Source organism: Streptomyces sp. NPDC001135 (genome assembly GCF_053598395.1).
In genome coordinates this window covers 172,801-197,588 of sequence record NZ_JBSFKD010000011.1, presented here as the reverse complement: position 1 = coordinate 197,588, position 24,788 = coordinate 172,801, and the positions used below count along the sequence as shown (strand labels likewise).

The 24,788-nt window shown below is 68.9% G+C and carries 22 protein-coding genes and 4 pseudogenes; 12 read left to right on the top strand and 14 right to left on the bottom strand.

The features are described from left to right. Positions 1–384: 384 nt before the first annotated feature. Entirely contained in the window at positions 385–1,758 is a 1,374-nt protein-coding gene (gene dacB / locus ACWC94_RS16590; protein ID WP_450797258.1) for a D-alanyl-D-alanine carboxypeptidase/D-alanyl-D-alanine endopeptidase, read from the bottom strand. Between the two features lie 611 nt (positions 1,759–2,369). On the opposite strand from dacB, the pseudogene ACWC94_RS16585 reads away from it, so the two are divergent. Next, positions 2,370–2,519, top strand: a pseudogene (locus ACWC94_RS16585) (transposase); the annotation flags it as partial. A 32-nt stretch (positions 2,520–2,551) separates the two neighbouring features. On the opposite strand, the gene ACWC94_RS16580 reads toward ACWC94_RS16585, so the two are convergent. Beyond that, complete coding sequence (locus ACWC94_RS16580) at positions 2,552–3,547, bottom strand: LysR family transcriptional regulator (RefSeq protein WP_450797257.1); 996 nt, start codon at positions 3,545–3,547, stop codon at positions 2,552–2,554. Positions 3,548–3,618: 71 nt separating this feature from the next. Here ACWC94_RS16580 and ACWC94_RS16575 point away from each other — a divergent pair, with 71 nt between their 5' ends. After that, positions 3,619–4,533, top strand: coding sequence for a 4-hydroxy-tetrahydrodipicolinate synthase family protein (locus tag ACWC94_RS16575; protein ID WP_450797256.1), 915 nt, complete (start codon positions 3,619–3,621; stop codon positions 4,531–4,533). A gap of 486 nt (positions 4,534–5,019) precedes the next feature. Next, complete coding sequence (arr, locus tag ACWC94_RS16570; RefSeq protein ID WP_450797255.1) at positions 5,020–5,448, top strand: NAD(+)--rifampin ADP-ribosyltransferase; 429 nt, start codon at positions 5,020–5,022, stop codon at positions 5,446–5,448. A gap of 272 nt (positions 5,449–5,720) precedes the next feature. On the opposite strand, the gene ACWC94_RS16565 is transcribed toward arr, so the two are convergent. From ACWC94_RS16565 to ACWC94_RS16550, 4 genes and pseudogenes are all read right to left on the bottom strand, one after another. Beyond that, positions 5,721–5,921, bottom strand: a complete 201-nt coding sequence (locus tag ACWC94_RS16565) for a hypothetical protein (protein ID WP_450797254.1) — start codon at positions 5,919–5,921, stop codon at positions 5,721–5,723. A 38-nt stretch (positions 5,922–5,959) separates the two neighbouring features. Further along, a pseudogene (locus tag ACWC94_RS16560) lies at positions 5,960–6,199 on the bottom strand (hypothetical protein); the annotation flags it as partial. A 286-nt stretch (positions 6,200–6,485) separates the two neighbouring features. After that, entirely contained in the window at positions 6,486–8,045 is a 1,560-nt protein-coding gene (locus ACWC94_RS16555; protein ID WP_450797253.1) for a protein kinase domain-containing protein, read from the bottom strand. Between the two features lie 349 nt (positions 8,046–8,394). Next, positions 8,395–9,513 carry a serine hydrolase domain-containing protein gene (locus tag ACWC94_RS16550; RefSeq protein WP_450797252.1) on the bottom strand — a complete coding sequence of 373 codons (1,119 nt, stop codon included), beginning with the start codon at positions 9,511–9,513 and terminating at the stop codon, positions 8,395–8,397. 188 nt (positions 9,514–9,701) lie between these two features. Here ACWC94_RS16550 and ACWC94_RS16545 point away from each other — a divergent pair. Continuing rightward, positions 9,702–10,207, top strand: a pseudogene (locus tag ACWC94_RS16545) (TetR/AcrR family transcriptional regulator). Here the strand turns inward: ACWC94_RS16545 and ACWC94_RS16540 are convergent. Then, positions 10,128–10,418: pseudogene (locus ACWC94_RS16540) on the bottom strand (IS5/IS1182 family transposase); the annotation flags it as partial. The pseudogenes ACWC94_RS16545 and ACWC94_RS16540 sit on opposite strands and share 80 nt — an antisense overlap. A gap of 460 nt (positions 10,419–10,878) precedes the next feature. Between ACWC94_RS16540 and ACWC94_RS16535 the strand changes: the two are divergent. The 4 genes from ACWC94_RS16535 to ACWC94_RS16520 all read left to right on the top strand — a co-directional run bounded on the left by ACWC94_RS16535 (position 10,879) and on the right by ACWC94_RS16520 (position 14,481). After that, positions 10,879–11,025 carry a hypothetical protein gene (locus tag ACWC94_RS16535; protein ID WP_450797251.1) on the top strand — a complete coding sequence of 49 codons (147 nt, stop codon included), beginning with the start codon at positions 10,879–10,881 and terminating at the stop codon, positions 11,023–11,025. Positions 11,026–11,043: 18 nt separating this feature from the next. Beyond that, positions 11,044–11,301 carry a DUF6192 family protein gene (locus ACWC94_RS16530; protein ID WP_450797275.1) on the top strand — a complete coding sequence of 86 codons (258 nt, stop codon included), beginning with the start codon at positions 11,044–11,046 and terminating at the stop codon, positions 11,299–11,301. Between the two features lie 523 nt (positions 11,302–11,824). Next, complete coding sequence (locus ACWC94_RS16525) at positions 11,825–13,924, top strand: NACHT domain-containing protein (RefSeq protein ID WP_450797250.1); 2,100 nt, start codon at positions 11,825–11,827, stop codon at positions 13,922–13,924. Between the two features lie 368 nt (positions 13,925–14,292). Continuing rightward, entirely contained in the window at positions 14,293–14,481 is a 189-nt protein-coding gene (locus ACWC94_RS16520; RefSeq protein WP_450797249.1) for a hypothetical protein, read from the top strand. Positions 14,482–14,650: 169 nt separating this feature from the next. Here ACWC94_RS16520 and ACWC94_RS16515 read toward each other — a convergent pair whose 3' ends face one another. The 4 genes from ACWC94_RS16515 to ACWC94_RS16500 form a co-directional block, all read right to left on the bottom strand. Further along, positions 14,651–15,502 carry a methyltransferase domain-containing protein gene (locus ACWC94_RS16515; RefSeq protein WP_450797248.1) on the bottom strand — a complete coding sequence of 284 codons (852 nt, stop codon included), beginning with the start codon at positions 15,500–15,502 and terminating at the stop codon, positions 14,651–14,653. Positions 15,503–15,897: 395 nt separating this feature from the next. Continuing rightward, the gene (locus tag ACWC94_RS16510; RefSeq protein ID WP_450797247.1) at positions 15,898–16,389 is read right to left on the bottom strand and encodes a hypothetical protein; all 492 of its coding nucleotides are present in this window, start codon (positions 16,387–16,389) and stop codon (positions 15,898–15,900) included. A 437-nt stretch (positions 16,390–16,826) separates the two neighbouring features. After that, positions 16,827–17,096 carry a helix-turn-helix domain-containing protein gene (locus tag ACWC94_RS16505; RefSeq protein WP_450797246.1) on the bottom strand — a complete coding sequence of 90 codons (270 nt, stop codon included), beginning with the start codon at positions 17,094–17,096 and terminating at the stop codon, positions 16,827–16,829. A 113-nt stretch (positions 17,097–17,209) separates the two neighbouring features. Further along, positions 17,210–17,473: a tyrosine-type recombinase/integrase gene (locus ACWC94_RS16500; RefSeq protein ID WP_450797245.1), complete on the bottom strand. Its 264-nt coding sequence runs from the start codon at positions 17,471–17,473 to the stop codon at positions 17,210–17,212. Positions 17,474–18,436: 963 nt separating this feature from the next. On the opposite strand from ACWC94_RS16500, the gene ACWC94_RS16495 reads away from it, so the two are divergent. Next, complete coding sequence (locus ACWC94_RS16495; RefSeq protein ID WP_450797244.1) at positions 18,437–18,958, top strand: SMI1/KNR4 family protein; 522 nt, start codon at positions 18,437–18,439, stop codon at positions 18,956–18,958. Positions 18,959–19,014: 56 nt separating this feature from the next. Here the strand turns inward: ACWC94_RS16495 and ACWC94_RS16490 are convergent, their stop codons facing one another. After that, positions 19,015–19,338, bottom strand: coding sequence for an Lsr2 family DNA-binding protein (locus ACWC94_RS16490; protein ID WP_450797243.1), 324 nt, complete (start codon positions 19,336–19,338; stop codon positions 19,015–19,017). 182 nt (positions 19,339–19,520) lie between these two features. On the opposite strand from ACWC94_RS16490, the gene ACWC94_RS16485 reads away from it, so the two are divergent. Then, the gene (locus tag ACWC94_RS16485; RefSeq protein ID WP_450797242.1) at positions 19,521–20,108 is read left to right on the top strand and encodes a hypothetical protein; all 588 of its coding nucleotides are present in this window, start codon (positions 19,521–19,523) and stop codon (positions 20,106–20,108) included. A gap of 173 nt (positions 20,109–20,281) precedes the next feature. On the opposite strand, the gene ACWC94_RS16480 is transcribed toward ACWC94_RS16485, so the two are convergent. Both ACWC94_RS16480 and ACWC94_RS16475 read right to left on the bottom strand, forming a co-directional pair. Next, positions 20,282–20,878: a Type-2Aa cytolytic delta-endotoxin gene (locus ACWC94_RS16480; protein WP_450797241.1), complete on the bottom strand. Its 597-nt coding sequence runs from the start codon at positions 20,876–20,878 to the stop codon at positions 20,282–20,284. Positions 20,879–21,034: 156 nt separating this feature from the next. After that, entirely contained in the window at positions 21,035–22,660 is a 1,626-nt protein-coding gene (locus ACWC94_RS16475) for an alkaline phosphatase family protein (RefSeq protein WP_450797239.1), read from the bottom strand. 460 nt (positions 22,661–23,120) lie between these two features. Between ACWC94_RS16475 and ACWC94_RS16470 the strand changes: the two genes are divergently transcribed. Together ACWC94_RS16470 and ACWC94_RS16465 are read left to right on the top strand one after the other, a co-directional pair. Continuing rightward, positions 23,121–23,666: a hypothetical protein gene (locus ACWC94_RS16470; protein WP_450797238.1), complete on the top strand. Its 546-nt coding sequence runs from the start codon at positions 23,121–23,123 to the stop codon at positions 23,664–23,666. A gap of 180 nt (positions 23,667–23,846) precedes the next feature. Further along, entirely contained in the window at positions 23,847–24,092 is a 246-nt protein-coding gene (locus tag ACWC94_RS16465; RefSeq protein ID WP_450797237.1) for a hypothetical protein, read from the top strand. Positions 24,093–24,788 lie beyond the last annotated feature (696 nt).

The following is a 24,788-nucleotide window of genomic DNA, read 5'->3' as shown; positions in this document are numbered from 1 at the left end:
CTTCACGCAGGGTCATCCACCGGCGTGTTCCCGACGCCGTTCCCGTTCACGTTCGCTCTCGACGCCGTCCGCGCCGCCGCGCGGCACGGCCGCGAGCCGGGCGGGCGGGCGGGCGTAGTGTCCGGCGACGCGGCATCCCGACCGGCCCCGCAGACGACGTGAGAGACAAGGCGACGGACCGGACAAGCCGTGACGTGAGCGCTGTCCCGCAGTCCCTCCTGGCATCCGCGTGACGTTACAGAGTCAGAGCCCACGACCGCGGCTGCGACACCTACCGCCGTCGGCTACGGCACCTGGGCATACGGCGGCCGGACACGCCCGCCGCACAACCGAGCACGGCTCCGGCCTGGGGGTGAGGCCACCAGCACCGAGAACTGAACCCCCTTACCCATAGCATCCGTTGACGGTCGCTGCGAGATCGTCCATGGCGTCCTTGATGGCGTTCGGGTCGGCCGTGGCGCCGTTCTCGACGAAGGAGAACACCTTCCACTTGCTGTCCTTGCCCCGGGTCAGACCGCTCAGCGCGATGGCGCCGGTGAGGGTGCCGGTCTTCGCGTACACCTTGCCCACCGCACACTTGGACTTGGCGTCGTCGAAGCGGCCGTACTCCGGGCCGAGCGTGCTGCCGGCCTCTCCGGAGACGGGCAGGCCGTCGAGGATGGAGCCGAGGGTGTAGGCGTAGCGGGGCTGCGTCAGCAGTTCGAGGATCTGTGCGAGCGTGGCGGCGGGGATGCGGTCGGCCCGGGACAGGCCGCTGCCGTCGTAGAGCTCGAAGTGGTCGAGCGAAACGCCGTACACCCGGCTCAGCACCTGCCGCACGACCGCGGTGCCCGCCTCGAAGGTGGCCGAGCGGCCGGCGCCCAGGGCCGTCATGCGCAGCAGGGTCTCGGCGATGTTGTTGTCGCTGCGCTTGAGCATCGTGTGGACGATGTCCGACAGCGGCGCTGACTTGTGCTGGGCCACCGGAACGTCCGTCGGGCGTGCGGTGGCGCGGGTGACGCCGCCGGTGACCGTGACGCCGTCCGCGGCGAGTTGCTCGGCGAAGACCTGCCCGGCGTCGATGGAGGTGTCCTGGACGCCGTGCCCGTCGACAACCAGCGCGCGGACCGGGGCGACGGTGTCGGGGTAGTAGCCGTCGTTCCAGCCCTTGGCCAGGGTCGGCTCCGGGAACAGGCTGTCGTCGACGGCGACCTTCACGGTGGTCCGGCCTGCCGCCTTGAGTCCGGCGATCGCGGTCTTCGCCAACTCTGCGAGGTCGGCGGTGGTCAGGGTGCGGTCGCCGCCTCCGACGAGGGTCAGGGTGCCGTGGCCGTAGACGACCTTCGTGGTGAACCGGTGCCGCGGGCCGAGCACGGTCAGGGCCGCGGTCGCAGTGGCGAGCTTCGCGTTGGACGCCGGCATCAGCGCGGTGGAGGCGTTGTGGCCCCAGACGGTGGTGTTCGAGCCCGCGTCGAGGACCACGCCACTCACGTTCGAGCCCAGCCGGTGATCGAGTATCCGGGTCTTCAGGTTCTTGGCCATCCGCTGGTCGCTGGTGTCCAGGTCGTGGGTCTTGGCCGTCGTGCCGACACCCTTTTGGGCGGCGAAGGCGGACGGGCCCGCAAGAGCGGCGGACGCCACGGGCACGGCCATGGCGAGGACGAGGGCCCGGCGCAGGCCGGCTCCCGTGCCACTCTCTCTGGGCTTGCGGTGCCGGCGCCGGCCACCGGGCGGAAGGAAGGTGTTCTCGTCGGGTGTCATGGCGGCTATTTCAGTCATCTGGGCTCGAAACCTTCAGGAGTGGGGGGCTTGGGCAAAAGAGAGATCACACGTGCTACCGAGTAGGTGGTGGTGCCGGGGCGGAAGTCGACGCGCCGCCCGTCCAGGAGGTTGTGGTCCTTCACCCGTCTCCGCGCGCCCCTCGTGGTGGATGAGGTCTGTACGCGCAGCCGGCTCTCCACGGCCTCGCGGTCGGCCGCGGGGACCGGACGGGAGATGTCCGCATGCCCACAGCGACCGTCTGCCCGTCGGACATGTGCGTCCGTGCCCGGGCACGGACGTCGGGCTCCGGCACCGACGGAACGCGGTGTGCAGTGGACGCCTTGTCCGCACCGCCGTTGTGTCCGCCCGCGGCCTTGGCCGGGGACAGGGCCATGCGTACCACGACAACAGTGCCGAAACGGCCGGCGGTCCGGCCGGCCGAACGGTCCTCAGACATGTGATCCCCCGGGGTGAGGTGCGGTGTGTCGCCTCTCATACGCACGGGCTCGGAGGCAGGTTGCATCGCGGCGCGACCTTTTACCGGGCAGTTGGACGCGGGACATACACAACGGTGCCCACACACCGCCCGTCCCTGCCGAGATCGTCTCCTCGCACTCCCCCAGCAGTTCATTGCCGATGTGTTCGGTTCGTTGCCGCGGCGGGATCAGCGGTGGTGGGTCGATTGCTCTTTGCGGAGTCTTATGCTGGACGGCCGCTGGAAGTCGATACATCCGATGGCCGTGCGGCTGCCGGACGGCCATAGGCAGGCTCTGCAGCAGTGATTCTGAGGGGAGGATCCGCGGCTTCGGAGTCAATTCGCAGGGTGGGCCTCGGCGTCCTGCACCAGCAGGGGCTGGGCTGAGCCTGCGTAACGCGTCGCGGGCTTCCCATCGGGTCCTGAACCAGTCATACGGCCCACTGCCGCAGTTGCCGCGGCCACGAACGCGGCGATCGCCGGATGAGTGCCGCCGCCCGCACGGAACGCGACCTTCGATCGACGGAACAACGGCAATCTGGTCAACACCACACCTGCGGGGCTTTGCGCAGTGGCCATTTCCGGTACGAGGCCGGCTCCTTGCCCGGTGGCGGCCAGGGCCAGCACTGTGCGGAAGTCGTTGACCTGGTGGCGAATCCTCGGCTGGAACCCGGCCGCCTGGCAGGCGCGAACGGCCATCGCATGGCCGGTCGTGCCCTCCCGCGCGGTGATCCACGGGCCGTCGGCACACGGTCCGAGAAGCTCTGCCAGCGTCCCATGGGGGCTGGTGGTCTTGGTCTCGGCGTTGGTGACGAGGTACATCGGCTCTTCGAGCAGGGGGACCTCGTCCACCGTGGTGTCCGGTGACGAGGGCACGAAGTCGTAGTCATGGACAAGAGCCACGTCGAGTTCGCCGGCTCGCAGACCGTCGGAGACGCGCGCAGAGTCGATCTCTCGCACCATCGGTTCCAGCGCGGGATGCCGTTGAGCCAGCTCGGCCAGCGCGGCCGGCACGATGGTGTGGCCACCAGAGGGGAAGGTCCCGACGCGTAGCGGCCCGCCGATGCCCTCCCGCGCGCTGGCCAGCTCGGCCACCGCCAACTCGAGGCGCTGCAGCACGGCGTCGGCGTGCGCGACGAGGGACCGGCCTGCGGGCGTGAGGACCACACGCCTGCCGCTTCGTTCCAGCAAGGCCACGCCTGCCTCGCGTTCCAGCACACCCAGCTGCTGGGAGACAGCGGATGCGGTGAAGGTCAGCGCCTCGGCCACGGCCGCGATCGTGCCCCGCCGGTCCAGCTCGCGAAGCAGGTAGAGACGACGAACATCAAGCATAAGTTCAGCTTAGGCATAGACGTAGAAATCAGAAATAGATCTACCGGGTCAGTGTGGGCCAGGGTGGGACCATGACGCCCAACCCCCTCTTCAACGGCCTGTACGTCCCCTTGGTGACTCCGTTCACCAACGACCTGCGCCTGGCCCCCGATGCACTGGCCCGACTCGCCGACGAGGCGCTGTCGGCCGGCGCCTCCGGACTCGTCGCCCTCGGCACCACCGCGGAATCGGCCGCGTTGACCGCGGAGGAGAAGCAGACTGTGGTACGCGTCTGCTCAGCCGCCTGCCGGGGACACGGCGCCCCACTGATCGTCGGAGTCGGCACCAACGACACCGCCACCGCCGTCAAGTCGCTGCGCGAGCTGGCGGCCACCGGTGACGTAGCCGCGGCACTTGTTCCCGCGCCGCCCTACATCCGGCCCGGCGAAGCGGGGACACTGGCACATTTCACACAGCTGGCCGAACACGGCGGCATACCGCTGATCGTGTACGACATCCCCTACCGCACCGGACAGACTCTCAGCGCGGGCGCGATCGCCGCACTGGGCCGCCTACCGGGGATCGTCGGGATCAAGCACGCGACCGGCGCGATCGACGCGACCACGGTGGAGCTGCTCGGCTGCCCGCCGCCCGGTTTCGCCGTGCTCGGCGGCGACGACGTCGTCATCTCACCGCTTGTCGCGGCGGGCGCCCACGGCGGAATTCTCGCATCGGCCCATGTGCGCACCGCCGACTACGCCGAACTGATCGCGTTGTGGCGTCGCGGCTCCGGCGCATCCGCCCGCCGGCTGGGAGCCGAGCTGGCCCGGTTGTCCGCTGCCCTCTTCGCTGAACCGAACCCGACAGTGATCAAGGGGGTGCTGCACGCTCAGGAACGCATTCCCAGCCCGGCCGTCCGGATGCCGTTGCTGGCCGCCTCCCCCCGTACGGTCCGACGAGCGGCGCTCCTGGCCAACGGTCCTGTACGCCAGACGTCCGCAGCCTGACCTCGCGAGCCGGCCGGGGAATCCGACTCATGAGCGTGTGTGGCCGGGAACGTCCGCCAGGACCAGGCCCCGGCACCAGGACGGGGTGCCTCGGGCGTCCCGTTGAGCCTGGGTCTTGCGCAGCCAGAGGGAGCGGTCGAGTTCCTCGGTGACGTCAGCGTGGACCTGGACGGCGGTGCGGGCGGCAGCATGAGTCGCGTCGCCGCGCCTACCGCTGGGCCGCCTGGCCGCGTCGACAGGGGTCGTATGCCATGCCGGAAATTCCTCCCGGCGTCGCGAGGTCTGCCGCCGCGGCCAGTGACGGAGCGAGAAGGGCTCAACCATGCGATCCTGCCGACCAGTTGGAGGAGGCCCGCAGGCACCCGTGGGTACGTACGTGGCAACGCCGCGTCACACCCAGCGTCAAGCCGTTGCCGGCTCCGCCGCGGATCCGTCAGTAGCCGCTGTGGTTCCCTGTTACTCCAGCCCAGGCCGAAGGAGTAGCCCATGGCCAGCGTCCCTGTCCCCTTCCAGGTGCACGAGGCAGGAACCTACCTGCACGGTACGAAGGCAGACCTTGTTCCGGGGGATTTGTTGAGCTCCGGCCACGCGTCCAACTATGAGGAAGGGCGCACATCCCGCCACGTCTACGTTTCCGAGACCTTGGATGCAGCCGTCTGGGGTGCCGAACTCGCGGTCGGCACCGGACCGGGGCGGATCTACGTAGTGGAGCCAACCGGCGATCTGGAGGACGATCCCAACGTCACCGACAAGAAGTTCCCCGGCAACCCCACCCGCTCCTATCGCACACGGGAGCCCGTGCGTATCGTGTCGGAGCTCACGGGCTGGGTCGGGCACTCCCCCGAGCAGATCAAGGCCATGCTGAACGGGCTGGCCGACCTTCGCCGCAGCGGCATCGCCACGATCCTGGACTGATGGGGGGTGCGGTAGGAACGCGGGTGTCAAGCGCGTCGCGCCGAAGCCGATCCGGCTGACCGCGCGGTCGCCGAGCGTCCAGGTGCCCGATTCCTTCGCGGTGATCGTCTGTGAGGTCATGGCGAGACGGTCTGCTCACGGTAGGCCGGCTCGCTACTGATGAAGGCAGCGGGCTTCCATGCAGAAGATCCGACCGCCCGTGGTGGTGCTGGAGGTTTCGGCGATCTTCGTGAAGGGACCGTCGGCACGTTCGGCGCGGCAGACGTCATAGCTCACTGCGCCGGCGAGGGCTGCCAGGTGAAGTCGAGGTCCCGGGACTGGTTCACGGCCACCGTCAGGCCGGTGGGGGCCGTGGGTGCGGTGTAGTCCTCGGAGACCAGGCTGGTGGTGGCCGCGGAGCGGTTGACCACTCGGTCAACGGCGGTGACCGCGTAGTAGTAGCGATCGCCGGTGGCGGGCGGAGTGTCAGTCAACGAGCCTGTGGTCCGGGCGCTGATGAGGTGTGCGGCGTTCAGAGGGACGGGCGAGGTGGGGGAACGGTAGATCTGGTATCCGCCGAGGTCCGCCTCGACGTTGGGCGCCCAGCGCAGGGTGACTTCGGGGTCGGCAAAGGCGGCTGAAAGCCGGGTCGGCTGCGCGGGAGGGGTCTTGTGAACAGTGGACAGACCTCGCGAACGGCGTGTCGGTACCAGCCCTCCGAGTCGTTCACCCATGCGGCGAGCCCCTCGAGGAAAGCATCGAGGGTCCGGTTCTCCCACTTGGCGGCAACCTACCGTCCGCCCTCACTCGATGAGCCCACGGACCAGGCCGTGGCCAAAGCGCCGCTGTCGCCCGATCCAGAGAGGGCACCGCGTATCCGCGGCGACCGGGTCCTCCGCTGGAGATGAGCCGAACGGATGGACGTAGGCACCCGGGTTCCGCACCACCGCTGCCGTCCACGATGCGCAGAGCGCGATGCACCCGTCCTCGGTGAGCTCTGCCTCGAGCAGCCACGGTCCCAGGCGCGTTTGGCGAGTCCGGGCCGTTCGCCGCACTCGTCATGTCCTGAGGTTTCGGCTCAATGCGCCCATGCGCCGGCGGCCAGGAGGCGTCACGCTGACGGACGGCCCTTCTGGCACTGCCCGCCTGTCCCGGACCCGGCGCCGCACGAGTGCGACGGTCTCCCACGACACCGTGGCCATGACCACCAGTGTCAGCAGCAGGTAGAAGACGAAGAGCTTGTGCAGGTCGTCGAGGAAGTACCAGATCGACGCGGTGGCACTGAACCAGAAGGCGACCAGTGAGCCGGCGCCACGCTCCTGGCTGCGTACCGCACCGACGAAGCAGCAGGCGGCGACCAGCGCCAGCAGGGCAGCGATGGCGACGTACGAGTGCCCCCAGCCGACGTCGGCGCGCCGCAGTTCGGAGTTGACCGCCACGGCTTCGGCCACCGGCCCCCAGCTCACCGCGCACGCCAGGCGTGTCGACCACGGCAGCGTCACCACTCCCCACAGGCCGGCCGCGAGCGCGACCCGGCCGAAATGAGCGGTGTCCACCAGGTGGCCACGTGCGCACAGCACCGACAGCAGGCATCCGAGCAGGGCCAGAGCGTGGTCCACTGAAGGGCGCAGCGAGACAGGGAACTTGTTCCGGGGAGTGGTTCGGCCGCCGGACCGCGTCGCCGGGGGCCGCGGCGCGGTGGCCTGGGCGGTCGGCATGGAGGCCTGTGTCAGGGCGTCGGTGAGGGCTTCGCGCATCTGTCCCGCATCGTCGAACCGTTCGGCCGGATCCTTGCGTAGTGCGCGCAGTATCACTGCCTCCACCGCCGGCGGTATGTGCGGCCGGAATCGGGAGACCGGCTCGGGTTCGGCGAACAGATGCTGATGCATGACGGCGAAGGCCGATTCGCCACGGAACGGTGTCTGCCCGGTCAGCAGTTCGTGCAGCAGACACCCCATCGCGTACAGATCGGCCCGATGGTCGATCTCCGCCCCGTTGATCTGCTCGGGAGAAAGGTAGGCGGGAGTGCCAATCGCCGCACCGCTACCAGTGATGCGGGTGGCTGCCTCGGTGAACGCCTTGGCGATGCCGAAGTCGAGGACCTTCACGGTGTCGGGTCCGGTGAGCATGATGTTCGAGGGCTTGATGTCCCTGTGCACGATGCCGCGTTCGTGGCTGTGCCGCAGCGCATCCAGTACCGCACAGGCCGCGTCGATCGCCTCGGCGACGGGGAGCGGGCCGTTGCTCAGGGCCTCGGCGAGCGTGGCGCCTTGCACGTACTCCATGACCAGGTAGGGCCGCGGGCCATCCGGGTGCGGTTCCTCGCCGACGTCGTGAATGGTGGCCACCGCTGGATGGTTCAGCGCGGCGGCCGCGTGCGCCTCCCGCCGGAAGCGGGCTCGCGACTGCGGATCGTGGGCCAACTCCGAGGAGAGCAGCTTGACCGCGACGGTGCGGCGCAGCTGCCGGTCCACCGCACGGTGGACCGTTCCCATGCCACCTTGGCCGAGCTTCTCAACCAGCTCGTACCGGCCGCTGAGGACCTTTTCCCGCCCCACCCACGCCTCCCGTGAATCAGAAACCCGAGGCAGCTTACGGGGCGACCTCGACGGACCCATCGCCACCACCGCAGCCAGGCGGGTCGTAGAGCAGGGGCGCGAGCACTGCCGAACACGATGACACCGAGCGGCCGTACGTCGGAGAACAGGACCAGGTACGTAGGGACGCCGCACCGATCCCCGGCCGGCTGAATGCGGGACGGCCGGCCGGGAGGTGGCCGCCGGCAGAGGGGTGGTGGCACGGTCGACGAACCGGGGGCGGCTGCGGACGGTGGTCACGGTGAACTCGACCCACACCACCGTCAGGAGTTTGCGGCGTTGCCTTGCCGACGGGCCGCGGTCATTCCTGCTGCCGGCTCGCTCTGATCGGCACCTGCCGGCTCGGGGAAGGCGGCTCTCTCCCGTCCGGTCAGCCGTACATCGCCACGCGGTAGAAAGCCGCGAGTGCGTCGTCGATGGGATGGGGCTGCGGCTTGCCCGAGGAGTCGAGCCTGTTCCACCTCTGCAGGTTTACCGCGACGGCCATCTGCCGCTTTCCGTCGGCACGGGTCATGGCCAGCGCTCCAGCACCCCAGGCCGAGCCGCCGTGGCCCCAGAAGGTGTCTTGCCCGATCGCGTCCATCGGATACAGGCCAAGGCCGTAGTCGATCGTCTTCCGCTCCTGGGAGACGACCGGGACGGTGCGTTGCATCTGTGCCAGCGAAGCCGGGCTGACGATCTCGCCGGCCAGCAGCATGCCGAAGAAGACGTTCAGGTCCGTGACGGTCGATATCAGTGAGGCAGCCGGCCCCACCCATGACATGTCGTAGACGCTGTAGTCGCGTGGCGGGTCGATCATGCCGAACCACGCCTCGTACATCCGCGAGTGCGGTCCGTCGATGTACGGTTCTGTGGGCAGTTCGGTGTCGTGAAGCCCGGCACGCTCGATGATGTTCCGGGTGATGTACTTCTCGGCCGTGGTGCCGGTCACCTGTTCCAGGAGTTCACCGAGGAGCAGGTAGTTGGTGTTGGAGTACACCCCCGGAGTACCGCCCGGGGCGCCGACAGCAGGTGCGGTGACCCCCAGCTCGATGAGTTCGGTGGGATGAAACCGCGTGAGTCGGTTGTCGTCCAGGCTCTGGGGCCCGGTCCCCTCGAGGGCCGGATACGCCTTGAGCGAGGGGTAGGCATAAGGGAGGTACTCGGCGAGGCCGCTGGTGTGATTGATCAACATCCGGACCGTGATCGCGTCTCCCCGTTCTCCGGGAACCAACCTCGGGAGGTACCGGCCGATCGGCGCGTCGAGACCGATCTGACCGCTCTCAACCTGCTGCAGAACCGCGGCGGCGGTGAAGGTCTTGGTGATACTGCCGACGCGGTGCCGCATGTCGGCGCTGACGGGGCGGCCGGTGGCGACATCGGCGACTCCGGCGGCGCCGCGCCAGACCTGGTCGCCGTCCCGCACCTCGGCGAACAGGCCCGGTATCCCGGCACGGTGGACGTTTTCCATGGCGGCGTTCAGCTCCGCCGGATCCAGTGGATTCCTCACGACATGCGTCCTTTCCTACTCCCCCGGGGGAGCCCCAAGTCGGTCGCCAGACCGAGGTGACAGGGCACGAGTGGCACGCCGACCCGCCCGCTGCCGGGACCCTCGGCATTCACATGTCCTCATTATGCACTCGGTGCGTGCAACAGCAAGCGCATCAGGTTCTCATGCCCATCGGCGGGAGGAGAGAGGTGGCAGGTCGAAAGCGCTGGTCGACCGAGGAGATCCTGGATGCGGCGGCCGAGTTGCCGCGCGCGAGCGACGCCGATTCGTTCAGCGTGCGCAAGCTCGCCGCAGTGCTGGGAGCCGATTCCTCCAGCCTCCACCGGCACTTCCACAACAAGACCGAGCCGCTGCGGGCGCTTCGCCGACCGGATCCTCATGGCCGCCACGGACGGCTACCGCCCCGAAGGCGACTGGAAGCACTGCAGGCCCTGCGGGCGTCGGGCCTGCTCCACGCCGAGATCCCGGCGCGCTACCACCGGATCGCGGGCCTCCTCGCCTCCCTGATCGCCTCCGAGGCCGGCCAGCCTCGCCCGCGACGTCCAGCCCCGGGGCAGACCGCCGCGCCGCCTTCGAAGACGTCCTCGCCGCCCAACTCGCGCATGCGGGCGACGAGCCTGGGCGGCGTAATGAAGACCGTCGCCGCGCTGGCGGCAGTCGCGGGGAACCGTGTAGTTCTTCGTCCGGCCGATGACATGTTCCACACGGGCGCGACTCCTGCGGTGCCCGGCGTGGTCGTCCTCCTCTCCCTTCAGCAGAGCCCGCCCAGGGCGTTTGCGGCGAGGCACCGCCATCCCGCAGTTCAGATGGGCGCCGTCTCCGAGGAGGGTCACGTCCCGGCAGTGCCGGCTCAGGCCGAAGGCGCGCCAGGCACGGGCATCTGCCGTGGCGGTCGGAGTGGAGCGACCTCCATCGGCGCGGTTGCCGTCCGCAGGTCTGGCGCGAGCCGAAGGCGGCACGCAACGACGTCTCGGTGACGCCGTAAGCGAACGGCCGATGTGCAGGGCGATGGGGGCGTGCCGAGTGGAGGCGTCCCCCTTCACTCCACTTCACCTCTGCCTCAGTAGGCTTTCCCCGATGCGCACGGCTGCAGAAAACGCGACCGTGTGCGCCTCGAGCGCCGCGCGTGCACTCCGGCCCACGCCCTCCCGGGGACGTTCGGCTGCCCGTCACGCTGGTCCCGACCTGGGACGGACCCCCCTTCCTTTCGGCGGACACCTTTCGCTGCCGCGTCCGGACCGTGTGGGGTGGTGGGCGCGACATGTCACAGTTGGTCGGGAACATCATGCCGGACCGCTACGCCCGGCTCATGGCCGCGGACCGTGACCGTGAACTGGTCGCGCAGCTGTCGCAAGCCCACCCCCCTTGGGGGGTAACCCCCTGGAGATCGAGCCGACCGGGCCGCACGGCGCAGCGATGCCCAGCGGCAGCGACGACCTGTCCACGAGGGCACAGTCCCCGGCGATGCTCACCGATGAGATCGTGGTGCCGGCGACAACCGCGGAGGACTGACGGTGGACCGCCGCCCGCCTGCCGGCTGAACACCGGGACGGGATGCCGTTCACCATCCGCCGCTTCCTCGCCTCGGTCCACGACCAGGCCGAGCGGTGGGCGGCGATCCACGACCCGCCGTCCCGTCCCCGCACCGGTCACCCGCGGTGGGCTCGAGACGAAACCGAACGCGTCGTCGGTCAGCGCGTCGACCGCCTGGTCACCGTGGACGAGAAGGCCCAGGCGGTGACAACCGACCTGCCGCGGCGGGCCGAGGATGCCCCCCGAGCCACCTGACACTGCCCGACTCCTGGTCAACCGGGTCCGGGTCGACAACTCCGAGCGGGTTCGCCACCAACTTCGGGAGCGCACTCCTGCCGTGCGGAAGATCGAACACCGGCTCCCGGGCAAGGAGCTCACCGACGACGAACGGAAGACAGTGCGACACGGCATCACGAAGGTCCGGGTTGTGACCGACAGGCCGCAGACAGCGATCGACACCGCACGTTCACCCTCGACGAACAGCTCACACGCACGCTCACGAGCGAACAGGCCGTGGTGTGCGAGGAGCGTCCCGAGATCACAAGGCATACGACGCCGTCCGACTTCCCACCATGGCTGGATCATGCACGCGCGTCGCCACGTCCACGACCACGAACGCCTCCCGCAGCCCAGCCAGGCAACCCTGACCTGGACACTCATCACCTCATGACCAGGCGACCGGCCCAAACGGCCGACGTTGCGATAGCAGGAAACCATGTGGCGTCCCTCGCAGTTCACGGCAGTCCTGGTTTTTGTCCTGACTGTATTGGTGGTGCCGGTGACCACCAGCATCGCCAGCGGTGCCGTGCCGGAGAAGATCCGGCCCCATCTGTGGCTGGCCTGGCCGATCGCCGCGGTATCGGCGGTGGTGGCAGCGGTACTGGAGGTACACCGCCGCCAGGAAGACGCCGCCCCCGGTGGCAGCGGGAGCAGACCTGACCAAGAAGAGCGGCTGCAGCACGCGATGGAGAAGTTGGCGCAGACGGTACAACGTCAGTGGACCGCCGAGGCTCACATGCGGACGCTCCACCGGCCCCGGCCACTCAGCGTGAGGTGGTCTTCCACCGGCCGACCAGTCACCGCGCCCACGGCCGCGGTCCTGGGAGAGGGAGTGGTGGGTGGGCGGCCGGTACGGCTGCGGTTACGGGGCGGGGTCGACGACATCGTCGAGAAGTTCGTCCGCCTGCCCAAGCGGCAGTTGGTCCTGCTGGGAGCTCCGGGGGCCGGCAAGACCGTGCTGGCCATCCTGCTCACCCTGGGGCTGCTGGAGCACAGGCGGGAGCACGGCGGCCCGGTACCGGTGCTGTTGTCGCTGTCGTCCTGGGACCCACGTACCGAGCATCTGCACGCCTGGGTGACCCACCGTCTGATCGAGGACTACCCAGCCCTGGCGAACACCGATGTCTTCGGTCCCCAGGCCGCCCGCCGACTGGTCACCGACGGCCACATCCTCCCGGTCCTGGACGGCCTGGACGAGCTACCCGCCGAGTTGCACGCCGCGGCGATCGACACGCTCGACCACACCGCCTCCGGCCGCCCTTTGGTGGTCACCTGCCGCAGTCTGGAGTACGAGACCGCGGTGGCTGCCGGTGGCACCGTATTGACCACCGCGGCGGTGGTGGAACTGGAACCCGTGGGCGTACCGGAAGTGATCGCGTTCCTGACCGCCAACGGCGCGGCGAGCGAGGATCGTTGGGAACCGGTGTCGGCCCACCTGCGCACGTGTGCCGAGGGCCCGCTGGCCCAAGTACTGTCGTCACCGTTGATGACGGCCTTGGCCCGGGCCGTCTATACCGCTCCCGCCTCCGATCCTTCTGAACTCCTCGACAGCAGCCGGTTCACCGGCCCGGCTGCCATCGAGGAACATCTGCTGGACGCGTTCATCCCCGCCGTCTACGCCGACTACCCGCCGCCTCCTACGCAGGGCCGCCCAGGCGGCGAGCCAACCCGCTATCCCTCCCATCTGGCCCGCCAATGGCTGTCCTTTCTCGCCGGCAACCTGCAACGGCATCAGACCCGTGATCTGGCCTGGTGGCAGCTGCACTGGGCCTTTCCCCGCGCCGGACGCCGAGTGATCGGCATGGTGTTGGAGTTGCTCACAGGGGTCGTCGCGGGGATCGGGGTGGCAATCGGGCTCGGGCGGTCGATGGGCGTGGTGGTCGGGGTCGCAGGCGGATTCAGCGCCGGGCTCGTGGCCATGGCACCAGCCCACGCCGGATACGCCAACCTGCACCTACGCGGCCGACTTCGGCTGTTCGCCATGAAAATCGTTCAGGGCTTGGCTCTCGGCCTGTTGATGGGAATCGGCGCCGCGTCCGGGCTTGTCCTCGCGATGGGACTCGGGATGCAGGTGAGAGGAGACATGGGGGTCATCTTGAAGATCGCCTCCGCGGCCGGGATCAGCGTCGGGTTCGCCTTCGCGGTCATGATGTGGCTGAACAGTCCCGCGGATGCCATCCGTTCGCCCAGTCCCCAGGCCGCCTTGCACGGTGACCGGTCGATCAGCGGCATCCGGCTCGTCGTGGAATCCCTTGGCTCCGGCCTACTGGCCGGCCTCGCCTCGGGAAGGCACGGGTTCGGCATGGACGTCGGGTTCACCTGGGCCCTCGCGGCAGGCCTCGGTGGCGGTCTCACCATAGGCGTGGCCGGCCGGTTCGCAGGCCGATTCCAAACCGGCCTCGCGGCCAGTTCCTGGGGCTGGTACCTGATCAGCCGCACCTGGCTGGCTCTACGCGGTCGACTGCCATGGCGCCTCATGCGCTTCCTCGACGATGCCCACCAGCGCGGAGTGCTACGCCAGAGCGGAGCCGTCTACCAGTTCCGGCATGCTCGCCTCCAGGACCGCCTCGCTGCCTACCCGGACCATCGTCCCTCGTGACGCCATGGCCACCGATCCACGGCCGCCACCCCCGGCCATAGGGCCCATGGCTCCCGGCCATCGGGCCCACGCCGCGGGCTCAAGTGCCGGCGCCCAGGCGGGCGCGAGGCGGAAGCGGCGTTGCTGCACGGGACGACCGGGCACAACCCGGCCCGGGTCCGGGCAAGGGCCCTACGGGGGTGACCTACGACGATCCGGAGCCGTCCAGCACGTAGCGGTTGCACGGGCGGCACCCTCAGTCACACGATCAGTCGGAGAGCGAGTGATCGCGGCCGTGGCACCGACCTCGTTCGACGCCGTCAAGTCGGTCGGTCTTTGAGAGCTGGGGTCTTCGAACGCTCCTGACCAGGAAGGGAGAGAATCTCGGCATGGCGACGGCACGGCGCTGGTACTCCTCGTCGCCCGATGTGGACGGACACCCGCTCCTCGACGAGCCCGGCCTCTGGCCCGCGCACTTGGCCGACCTGTTGGAGGGCCTGAACCCGGAGGCCTTCGACTCGGACGCGGGCGACGCGGACGTCATGCGGGACAAGCTCCAAGGCCCTGCGTTCCTGTAGGGGGCGACACTTCGTCCCGGGAGAGGCGGTGGCAGCCGGTAGAGGGTCCGTCCGATGATGCGACGGTGGTCGGCGAACGGGCGCCCTGCCTTTCCTGCGTTGTGAGGAGGGCAGGGCACCAGGCGGGCCCACCGCGCGTCGGTCGGCAGGCGCGTGCGCTCGCTCGTGGTCACCGAGGCTGGTAGACGGTGGCCAGCACGGAGACGGTGATGTGGTCGGGCAGGAGGCCTTGGTCGTTGAGGTCTGCGCGGCTCACGTGGCGTGCGCTCGGCGTCATCGCTATCAGGTCCAGGACATCCGGCCTGGCCAGGGTCGCGGTGTATTCGACGTGTTCGGTGACGTCAGCCTTGAAGAAGGGGCCCAGCGCTCGGTGCAGGCGCTGTTCCTTGGCCGGGTCGATCGTGACCATCGCGGGCAGCCGGCCGTGCAGCTCAGCCAGGTGCCGCCCTGTGGGACGGACCACGATCAGCCGGCCGGTCGGACGCAGCACGCGGTGGAACTCGGCCGGGTTGCGCGGGGCGAAGACGTCCAGCACGACATCGGCCGTATCGTCGGCCAGCGGGAAGGGGCGGAAGACGTCCCAGGCCACCGCGGCTGCTCGTTCGTGGGCTCGTGCTGCCGAGCGCAGTGCGCGCACCGATGTGTCCAGGCCCAGACCACGGGCGCCGGGGAACTGGTCGAGAACACCCGCCAGGTAGTAGCCCGTGCCACATCCCACGTCCACCACTGTGGTCTGCTCAGACACCGCGTCGGCCGCCAGGCGGGCCGTGGCTTCGCGGATGGGCTCGTAGGTGCCAGTCGGCAGGAATCGGTCTCGGGCCTGGACCATGGCTGTGTCGTCGCCGCTCGTGGCGCGCGTGCCCGTCAGTAGGCCGGCGTAGCCGTGGCGGGCGATGTCGAAGGTGTGGCCCAGCGGGCAGCGCAATGCGCCGCGGTCGAGGTACAGGTGATGTGTACGGCACGTCGGGCAGCGCAACAGGTCAAGGGACATTTCGAGGGCAGGGGGAAGCGACACGGGCACGAAGCACTCCTGGCGGGCGTGGGGGGAAGAGAACGTGCCTGCACATGCGCTCAGAGCGTCGCTGCCTCAGCAAAGGGCAGCGTCGGGAACGTGGTTCTCGCTGCAGGCACACCAAGGGAGGCGACGCCGTCCGGCATCGCCCTCAACCTCTCCCGGTCACAGGAAGCAGCAGTGCGGGGTGCTCATGAATGCCATGTCATGAGTCTACAAGTAGGCGAAGAAGTGTTCGTGGCCACTGGAGTTGCGCACGGCAACGCCCGCGGTGTGCTGTGGGCTGGGGCTCTGTCAGGTCCTCACCGAACGCGAGGAGAAGAACAGCGTTGCGGCTACCTCGAACGAGTCGTTCGGCAAAGCGCACATGTTCCGGCGAACCCGTGCCAGATGCTGCCGAGACTTCACGGGTTCGATGGTGTGGAGGAGGCTGCCCAGTCGCCTCGATGTTCGCGCCACGCGGTCCTGAGGGCTTCGAGCTCGGCTCGGGGGAGGTGCTCACCCCACTTGCCGCGGTATGTGCTCTCGCCGTACTCCCTCACGACCTCGTCGAAGCAGCGGATCACTGCTCGGGCAACGACGTCGATGTTCTGCTGGGTGGACCAGATCTCGGTCCCCCTGTTGTCGTGGGCGCCACCATTGGCCAGCTCGAGTAGGCGGATCCACACGTTGGTGCCCTCACGGTAGAAGATCCATCGGAAGGCGGTGGGCTCGGCCTCGAACTGCGCTCGGCATTCGGCCTCGCCGACGATCAGCCGGGTTACTGCCGTCAAGAGATCTTCGGGGGCGGTGGTGATATAGGAGGCCGTGACTTTGGCTTCCGCCTGGTGGTCGCTGACGATGCAGTCGGCCCAACCACGTCCGGACAGGACCCATACGAGTCGCAGGTGGGCCATCCTCGTTCCCTTCTTTCGGCCGCGGGTTCCCTGTGCTGATTTCCGAGGGCCTCTCGCATCCGTCCGAGTCTGAGGCATGGCGAAGGCCGCGGCGACGAGCTTGGGGTCCATGGTGTTCACCAGGTCGACGAGCCGGGTGCTGCGGACCAGCGAGGTGGGAAGCCGCAGTCGTCAACAACGTGGGAAAGGTGGGCAGTTGAGGCCGGGCTCCGCCCGGCCTTGGTTCCTTTGGTGACCATCACGTGCGGGTGGGCCGTCGGCCATGCCTCACGGTGGGCCAGGCACCGCTGCAGCACTGTCCGCGGGGCGGGGTCCAGGGGGACCGGGATGGGGCCGCTTTCCCCGCCGGACGGTATGGGCCTGCTGGTCGATGTCGTCGGTCTTCAGCATCCGCATCTCGGAGCTGGAGGCGTCATGCAGCAGAGCGAGCATCCCCATCACCGCTTCATGCGGGTGCACGGTGCGAGGGGCCGTTCGACGGGGGTGGTGTCGACCTCGATCAGGTCGTTGGGAGTGGACTCCAGCGCGGTGCACAACGCGGCCAGCGTGGTCATCTTCACCTGCGAGGGTTCCTTGGTGAACTGCGCGGACACCGAAGCCGAGGACAGTTCCGGGCCGGCCTTCTCGGCCAGCAGCCGCCGCAACTCGGTCCCGGTCCACACCTCGCGCTGGGCGGCAGCCATCCGCAGCCGCCACTGGATCTTCATGCCATGGTGTCCTTCCCGGTCAGCTCGGCCAGAGTGCTGGCGACCGCGCGTTGATAGGCGTCCTCGATGAAGGTCGCGGAGGGCCGGACATACCGCATGGTCGAGCTGACGGTTCAGTGACCGAGCATCTGCTGGATCGCGACGAGATCGACTCCACGTTCGCAGTTGTGCGTCGCGCAAGCTCCACGCAGAGGCGGGCTGAACCGCTCGGATGCCGGACGTCCTTCGAGTTCCATGAGAGAGCGGAGCCGGTTACGGATGGTCCCGCGATGCAGGCTGCCGCCGGACTCGTCGGCGAAGAGCACCGGCGAGTCTGGGAACTTGGGCCGCACATCCTCCAGGAACCACCGCAGGACCAGGTCCAGGCCGTCGAGCACGGGCACCCACCGAGGCCGTGGCCCGGACGTGTGGGCTCCCTTGCCGAAGCGGGCGTGGAGCTTGCCGAACGGGCCGCGGGTGAAGTGCAGGTCCGCTTCTCCAGCAGCGATGCCTCCTCCGAGCGGAGCCCGGCGTGATACAGCGTCCGGAACATCGCATAGTCCCTCGCTGCGGGTCCGTACTTCCTCGCGGTCGCGATCCCCTGTTTCGTGAAGGAGAAGAACTCGTTCACCCGCTCTGGTGTCGGCGATGGCAGCAGGGCCGGAGAGTCGTCGCCGACATGGCGGGAGGCGTTGAATTCGTCGACCGGGCAACCCAGTCGGATGCCCAATGCGGCCTCGATCTCAGCCCCTTTGCGAGCCCGTAGGAACCGGTGGAAGCCCTTGAAGATCTGCACGTACTCGCGGCGGGTCGACGTCGCCCGTCCCTTCACTGCTAGATCACCGACCACCCGGTCAATGTCCTCGGGCGTGACTTCCCACGCAGGCCGTCCCAGTGCGGTGAGTGTCCGCTCCAGCAGGCCGATGTCATCGTCGATGGTCACCGGGCTGAACCCGCAGGCCCTCCACGAGGCGACGAACGCGTCGACGCACATGGTCCGGAACTGCCACGGGTCCGTGGTCAGCGGCCCCTGCGGGACGGCCCCGCCCGCGATGACTTGCAGTCTCGCCTCGGCCACCGGCACACCTTCCTCGCACCTGAACGGTCAAGGCAGCACCTTGAAAACCGGGGTGCCACCACGAGAATCAGCGAGGACCCCAGGAGCATGATACGGCCGGGTGGCAGCGGCAACCCTTGTGAGGGAACGAGAGCCAGGCCCAGATGGCTGGACCAAGACCTTCACCCCCTCGTCAAGGTCGATTGAGTCCGATAAATGCCGATCTTGACATGGGCAACGAGGGGGCCGCGGGGCACCGGAAGGAAAGCAGGTGCTAAAAGACGGTTGTATGTGGGTTCAGCGAGTGATCGAACTGACCGGGTGGGAGCCGCTCGGGATCTCCGTCGACTGGGCGGCGATCGAAGGAGAGCTGGGGGTTCCGCTGCCGGCGGACTACAAGGAGCTCTACGAAGCGTTCAGCGGCGGTGTCTTCAGTGATTCCGTCTATTTCCTGGGACGCGACGAGGGCATCTCCTTCGACTTCCTGGCACAGTGGCGGGCCTCCGTGTGGACCGACCAGGACAGCAAGCTCAGCAGCGTATCCGCCGTCGATCCCTATGCGATCTACACGCCGGGCGGCAAGGGGCTGGTTGAGTGGGGCTCCACCGAATGGGCCGACGAGTACTTCTGGCTGCTCGATGCCGAGCGGCCGGACGAGTACCTCATCCTTGCGCGGTCCCACGACGTCGACGGGTGGCACCAGTACGACATGTCCACCTCTGAGTTCCTCTACCGCATCCTTGCCGATGCCGATTTCCAGCCTTTCGGGATCGCGCAGTACGACCTCGGCACGACGTTCAAGTTGGGATCCGGCGACGACGAGTGAAGGTGTGTCGCATCTGGAGACGCCCTCATAGATGCAGCTAAGGCGTGCCAGTGTGATCAGCAATCTCCGCGTGCCTGTTCCCAAGCCTGTAGGACAACCGCGGGAATGCGTCCACGCACCGGAATGTCGTATCCGTTCCCTCTTGCCCATTCTCGGATGGCCTGAGAGTCGAAGGACAGAGTTCCTGCCGGTGTTAGCGGTGGAGACCACTTGTCCAGGCATGACGGCCTGAAGCCGATGCCGGCTCGCGCCGGCGGGGCAGACCGATGCGTCCGCTGGTCCCGTTGCCCTCGGCCGGCAGAGCGTCCCGCTCGCCGATCCGCCCCTTGTCGGTCTCGGCGACGAGCCCGTGGACGAGTGTGTCGCAGTACCGCGTCCACTGGGTGCGCCAGTCAGGGCTGTCTCGCCGATGAAGTTGTCGGCATCCAGGTTGACCTGGACTTCTCTCGTGGCGCCGAGATGGGCGAGGTTGTCGGCTTTCGAGTCCGGCGGAGTTGCCACAGGCGGTTCTCACATGACGCAGATCCACGGAACCCGCCAGTGACTGGAGCACCTCGATGGCATGGTTGAGCGAGACCCTGCTGCCTCCGCCGACGTTCGCCACTCCGGTGGCTACGGGTACCAGTACGTCCTGCCGCAGAGCCACGCCTACAACAACGCGGGGACGTACCAGCGCTACACCACGATCGGGCTCGACCGGGCCAGCACCCCCGACAGCCTGGTGGTGAGCGGGTACTCCCTGTCCGGGACCGTCGACTACACAGACGGCGCCTTCAACGGCACGGGCCCCGGTACGACCACACCCAAGGTGGTCCGCTGGAACCTCGACTACACCGACCGGCAGGTCGCCTCTCTCACCGCGTCCGAAGCCGTCACCGTCGCGCAGCAGAAGATTCAAGGAGTGGTGTCGCGCAACAGCAAGCACTACCTCGCGACGAGCGCCGGTCCGTCCACGAAGGGTTCGCTGCGCACGGTCAGCTCCGGCGACTCGGCCGCCACCACCATCTGTGACCTGGCCCTCGGCTGCGACGATCTCAGTTACCACAGCAGTGGAGCATCCGGCTGGGCCTACAGCGAGTCCGTCATCCGGAACCTCAGCGAGTACGTCGGCAAGCGGTGTGTCTACGCGGTCCACGCAGACGGTTCGTAGCCGCCCGGGAGGGTCACGGCCCGCACCCATCGGTGTCACCACCGCGCAGCGGTGCGCGATGTCGCGGCCCGGGACGGCGGGCCGGGACTGGTCGTGGGGACCTGCGGGGGGACCGGCCGCAGGACATGCGCGGGGCGGCCCCGAGAAGGAGGCGACGGGTGGTGCCCGCAGGATCAGGCCACGTTCGTCAGCTTCTGGCGCACGACGATCGCGTTGAGCCGCACCGCGAACGGTGCGGTGTCGGTGAGACCCAGGGTCCCCACACGGGACTTGCCGAGGCCGACGGTGACGTCGGCGCAGAAGGCGACGGCGTACAGGTACTCGCCGGCTTCCTCGTCCTGGAGGGCGAAGAACAGATCGCGGTAGTAGCTCGTGTGGTCCGGCCCCTCCTCGTGGTAAGCCAGTCCCGCCTCGCCCTCCTGTGCCGCGAGATGGGTGAAGGCATGGACGAGGTCGCGCTCGACGGTGTCCCAGAACGACGCCTGGGCCGCCTCGGGCGGAAGCGCCTGGCGGACCGCCTCCTTGAGGGAGAGCGCCATCACCAGGATCGGCGCCTCCTCCTTGAGCCCCCAGCCACGGACCACCTTGACGATGTCGCTGTCGGGAAGCTTGGCCGCGGCGTCGCGAATGTGACCGAAGTCGTAGTTGACGGTGGCGGGCGCGATCGCCTCCTGGAAGGCACGCCCAAGGGCCTCCGCTTGGGCACGGTGAGCCTCCCCCACCTCAGTGACTGTCCTGAAGCTGGCTGCCAACTTCGCCTCCTTAAACATTTTGTTGCATCGGTGAGGCGTCAGTATGCCGTAGCAGTGCGCCCCTGGGACCCACAGGGCGCAGACGCAGAACCGCGCGCGGATCGGCGACCTGCGCGCGGATCGGCCGGGGCCGGGGAGCCCAGGGGGCGGCTCCCCGGCCGGAGGACCGTGAGGTCAGCGCACGGGCAGTGCGGGGGTGTGCTCGGCACGTACGGCGTCCAGGGCCCGCGGGTCGAGGCTGAGGAGCCGCAGGATGGTCGGGGCGATCCGGGTGGTCTCGACCGGGGTGGCGACCCGCACGCCGTGCCGGGTGAGGGCGCCGAAGACGACGAGCGGGACGTCAAGGTCGTCGGCGTGGGCGCCGCCGTGCTCGGCGATCTTGCCCTTGCCGCCGGTGTAGACGACGCCGTAGCGGGTGATGCCGAACAGGTCGGGCACCCGGGAGTCACCCGGCTTCACGTGGAAGTACCGGGCGGCGTCCGCGCCCGCGTACAGGGCCCTCAGGCCGCTCGCCGTGAAGGGCTTGGCGTTGCCGTCGATGCCGTTGCCGTTGCCGGAGAGGGCGAGCAGGTACGCCTTGGCGAAGTCGGTGGCCGCCTTCGACCGGTCGGTGAGCCAGATCAGCATGGCGTCGTCGTCCACGGCGTGCGCGACCAGGTCGCCGGAGCCCGGGTGGGCCTTCTTCCAGGCGGCGTTGAGACCGTCCAGGAGGGGTCCGTCGTCGATGCGGGTGAGCGCCTTGGGGTCGGTCGGCGACTGGCCGTGCTTGGCGGACAGGACGATCGTGGTGCTGCCGTCCAGGTGCCGCTTGCCCAGCTCGTTGACGAACGCGCCGATCTCCTTGTCGACGAAGGCGAGGTTCTTCTCCAGCAGCGGGCCGGGCACGCCCTGGGCCTGGTAGCCGCCGGCCAGTCCGTCGGAGGCGGGCAGCTTCTGGGCGGTCGACACCGACTGGAAGTTCATGCCGAATATCGCCGGGGTGCCGACCTTGCGGGTGCCGCTGTGGTCGTAGCCGTCGATCTCGTTGAGCACGGCCTGCACCTTGTAGCCGTCGTACTGCTCGGTCGCCGCGTTGTCCTTGGTCCAGTCGTCGCCCGCGGGGTAGCCGATGGCGGTGCTGTTGATCTCGGGGGCGAACAGGTCCTGGATGCCGTTGCCCGAGGGGCCGTTGAGGATGTCGTACGCGACGTGCTTGTCGGACCACGCGGTCCGCAGCCCGGCGCTGCGGGCCACGTTGAAGACCGTGTTCACCCGCAGGTACGCGTGCGGGGAGAGGGGTGCGCAGGACTTCGGGTCGACCGGCAGCTTCGCCGGGTCGATGAGGTCCGCGGCGTGAGGGGTCATCTTCAGGATGCTGCCAGGAAGTTGGGACAGGCCCTGGCCCGCGTCGAGGGAGTCCTTGTTCTTGTCGAGGTCCTCGGTGAGGTCGACTTCGACGCCGGGCTTGGCGCCCGCGCGCGTGGTCGTGCCGGCCGGGAGAAGGCCGGCGTCGTAACTGTCGTCGTAGTAGACGCCCGTGGTGCCCGGGTTGCCGCCGGTGAGCTGGGCGACCATGCCGGGGAACGAGTCGGAGGGGACGGTGGTTCTCGCGTGCGTGTACTCCTCGCCGCCGTCGGCGAGACGGGCGAGCGCCGAGTGCGGGTGGCGGGCGATGTACCAGGCCAGGTCGGACTGGTGCAGACCGTCGACCGACAGCAGCAGGACGTGCCGGGCGGCCGGGTGTCCGGGCGCGCGCGCCGAGGCGGGCTCGATGGCCGTGGCGGTGAGCACGCCGGCAGCGGCGAGCGCAGCGGCTGCCACGGTGACCGTACGAGCCGGACGGGCCGGACATGCCGAACGTCGGGACAAGGGTTCTCCTCAGGCAGTGCGGGAGGGGGGCGGCATGCGGTCTGTGCGGGGATATCCGAAGGGCAGAACGTGTACGGAAGCGGACGTCCGCGCCGTGTGCTGACCAAGAAAGTCACCCGGACACGCAAAGCCGCGGTCCGGGCACCCGCAGCCTTGCGTGTGCCACAGCCCGGTGTATCAGCCATCAATCCACACGTGCATGGTCCGCGTCCCGGACAACCGCCCGCAGGCCGGGTCGCGCAGGAGTGGTCCACCGTCGCTGCGTGCTGCGTGGCTGCGCCCGCACCGGCCCGCGGCACCCTCGTCGCCCGACGCGGCGGCGGCGCCGACGCACTGGTCCGGGTGGTGGAACTCCCTGGGACTCGAATGCGCCGGGCATGCGGGTGCCCCTTCGCTGGGCGAAGCTGAAGGCGTGAGTACCAGTAGCAAGGGTCCGGTAAGTGCTGAGCAGATCTACGCAGCACTGGCCGCTCTGGCGGCTGAGCCGGTGGCAGATGCGGACAGGCGGCCAGGGGAGCCGCAGGAAGAGGACCGTCTGCAGCTGCTCGGCAGGCTGCTGGCGAAGACGGAGCTCGAGATCACCGCCGCAACCCATCTGACCGAGGAAAGGGAGATCGAGGACGTCCTGGAGACGTTGCTCGGCTGGGGGGAACAGGTGGGAGCCGATCCCGGTCTGGCGGTCAACATCCTGACGAACCGGCTGCAGCGCACCGCGGTGCAGGTCTCCGAACCCGAGGGGGAAGAACTGCCACCGGGTCGGGAGGCGGCCTTCGCGGCCGTCATGACAGCGGTGTACGTGCTCGGGGCCCAGCTGCACGCGGAGCGCGGCGATACGGAAGGAACCCGACACGCTCTGAGCGGCGCGGAAGAAGCCCTCATCGACATTCTGCAAGGCATGCATGACCTGCGCGTCGCCATCGGCGACGCGCCCGGCCAGGAGGACGAAGCCGACGGCTGAGGAGGCGTGGGACAGCAAGCTCGCCCCGCTGGTCTGAGTACGCGCGCGTGCGAGGTGAGTACGTGACCCGATGCCCCGGCCCGGCGGCGGTGATGGGGTGGTCGCATGCTTCCCGACGAAGTGCGTCCGAACGACGTACAACCGCGCCACGCCCACCGGACATGGTGGAAGGCGCCTCTCGTGGCGTCCCTGCTCGGTCTGCCGTTCCTCGTGCTGGAGTACAAGTGGTTCCGGTCCCAGGACGGCGTCGGCGCCTTCGGAGGAGTGTTCTACTGGTCGGTCGGCCTGCTCGCCCTCTCCTGGGCACTGCCGCACCGCCGGTCCCTGCGGACACCACGCGTACTGGCCGCCGGCGCCGGGCTCGGATGCGTCCTCCTTCCGATGCTGTTCGCGCTCGCGCTAGGCGCGGCCCTGGCCGGGAGCTGAGCTTGACACCCTGGCTCTCCCGCTGAGCGTCCGAGCGCGTGGTCGGCGGGCTCGCTGAAGCGGGCCGCCCCCCTTTTTTTACCTGCTCCGGAGGCGTACACACTCGTACGACCGGAGGGTTTCACCGGGGCGGGTCCGGACGTTCGTTGCCCGCTCCCTTCGTGGGCGGCTCGCCCTTCCGTCGACGCGAGGTGGGGGTGACGGCCCCGCACTCAGGGTTCTGACACGGCCCCCGCCGCCACACCGGCACCCAGACACCCAGGGTCTTGTGCCGCCGCACGACCGCCTCCACGGGCCGTCCGCAGTCAGGACAGACGTGTTTCCCACCGTCCATTCCCCCAGGTTAAAACCGGGAGAGCAGCTGCGCACTCACTGCTGCGCCGGCATGAGCGTGCCGTTGCTGAGGCGAACGCACGAAGGGCCGGCAAGCGATTACGGGGTGGCGTAGGTGTTCCGTCTCCCCGTCGAACAGGCGCAGGGGCACGCCCTGGCGGCCGGGGGTACCGGGCAGATCGAGGCCGGCGCGCTGCTTCAGCGGTACGTCACCGGGGATCGGACAGCTCGTTCGCTCAGGCCGCGCGGATCGTCGGCCCACTCATTCACCGCGTGGGACGCGTCCGCGGCGACCGCCCGGAGGTCACCGTGTGGGCGCTGCCAGGGGGTGCTGGACGGATGGCGCTCTCGGACACCCGGGCG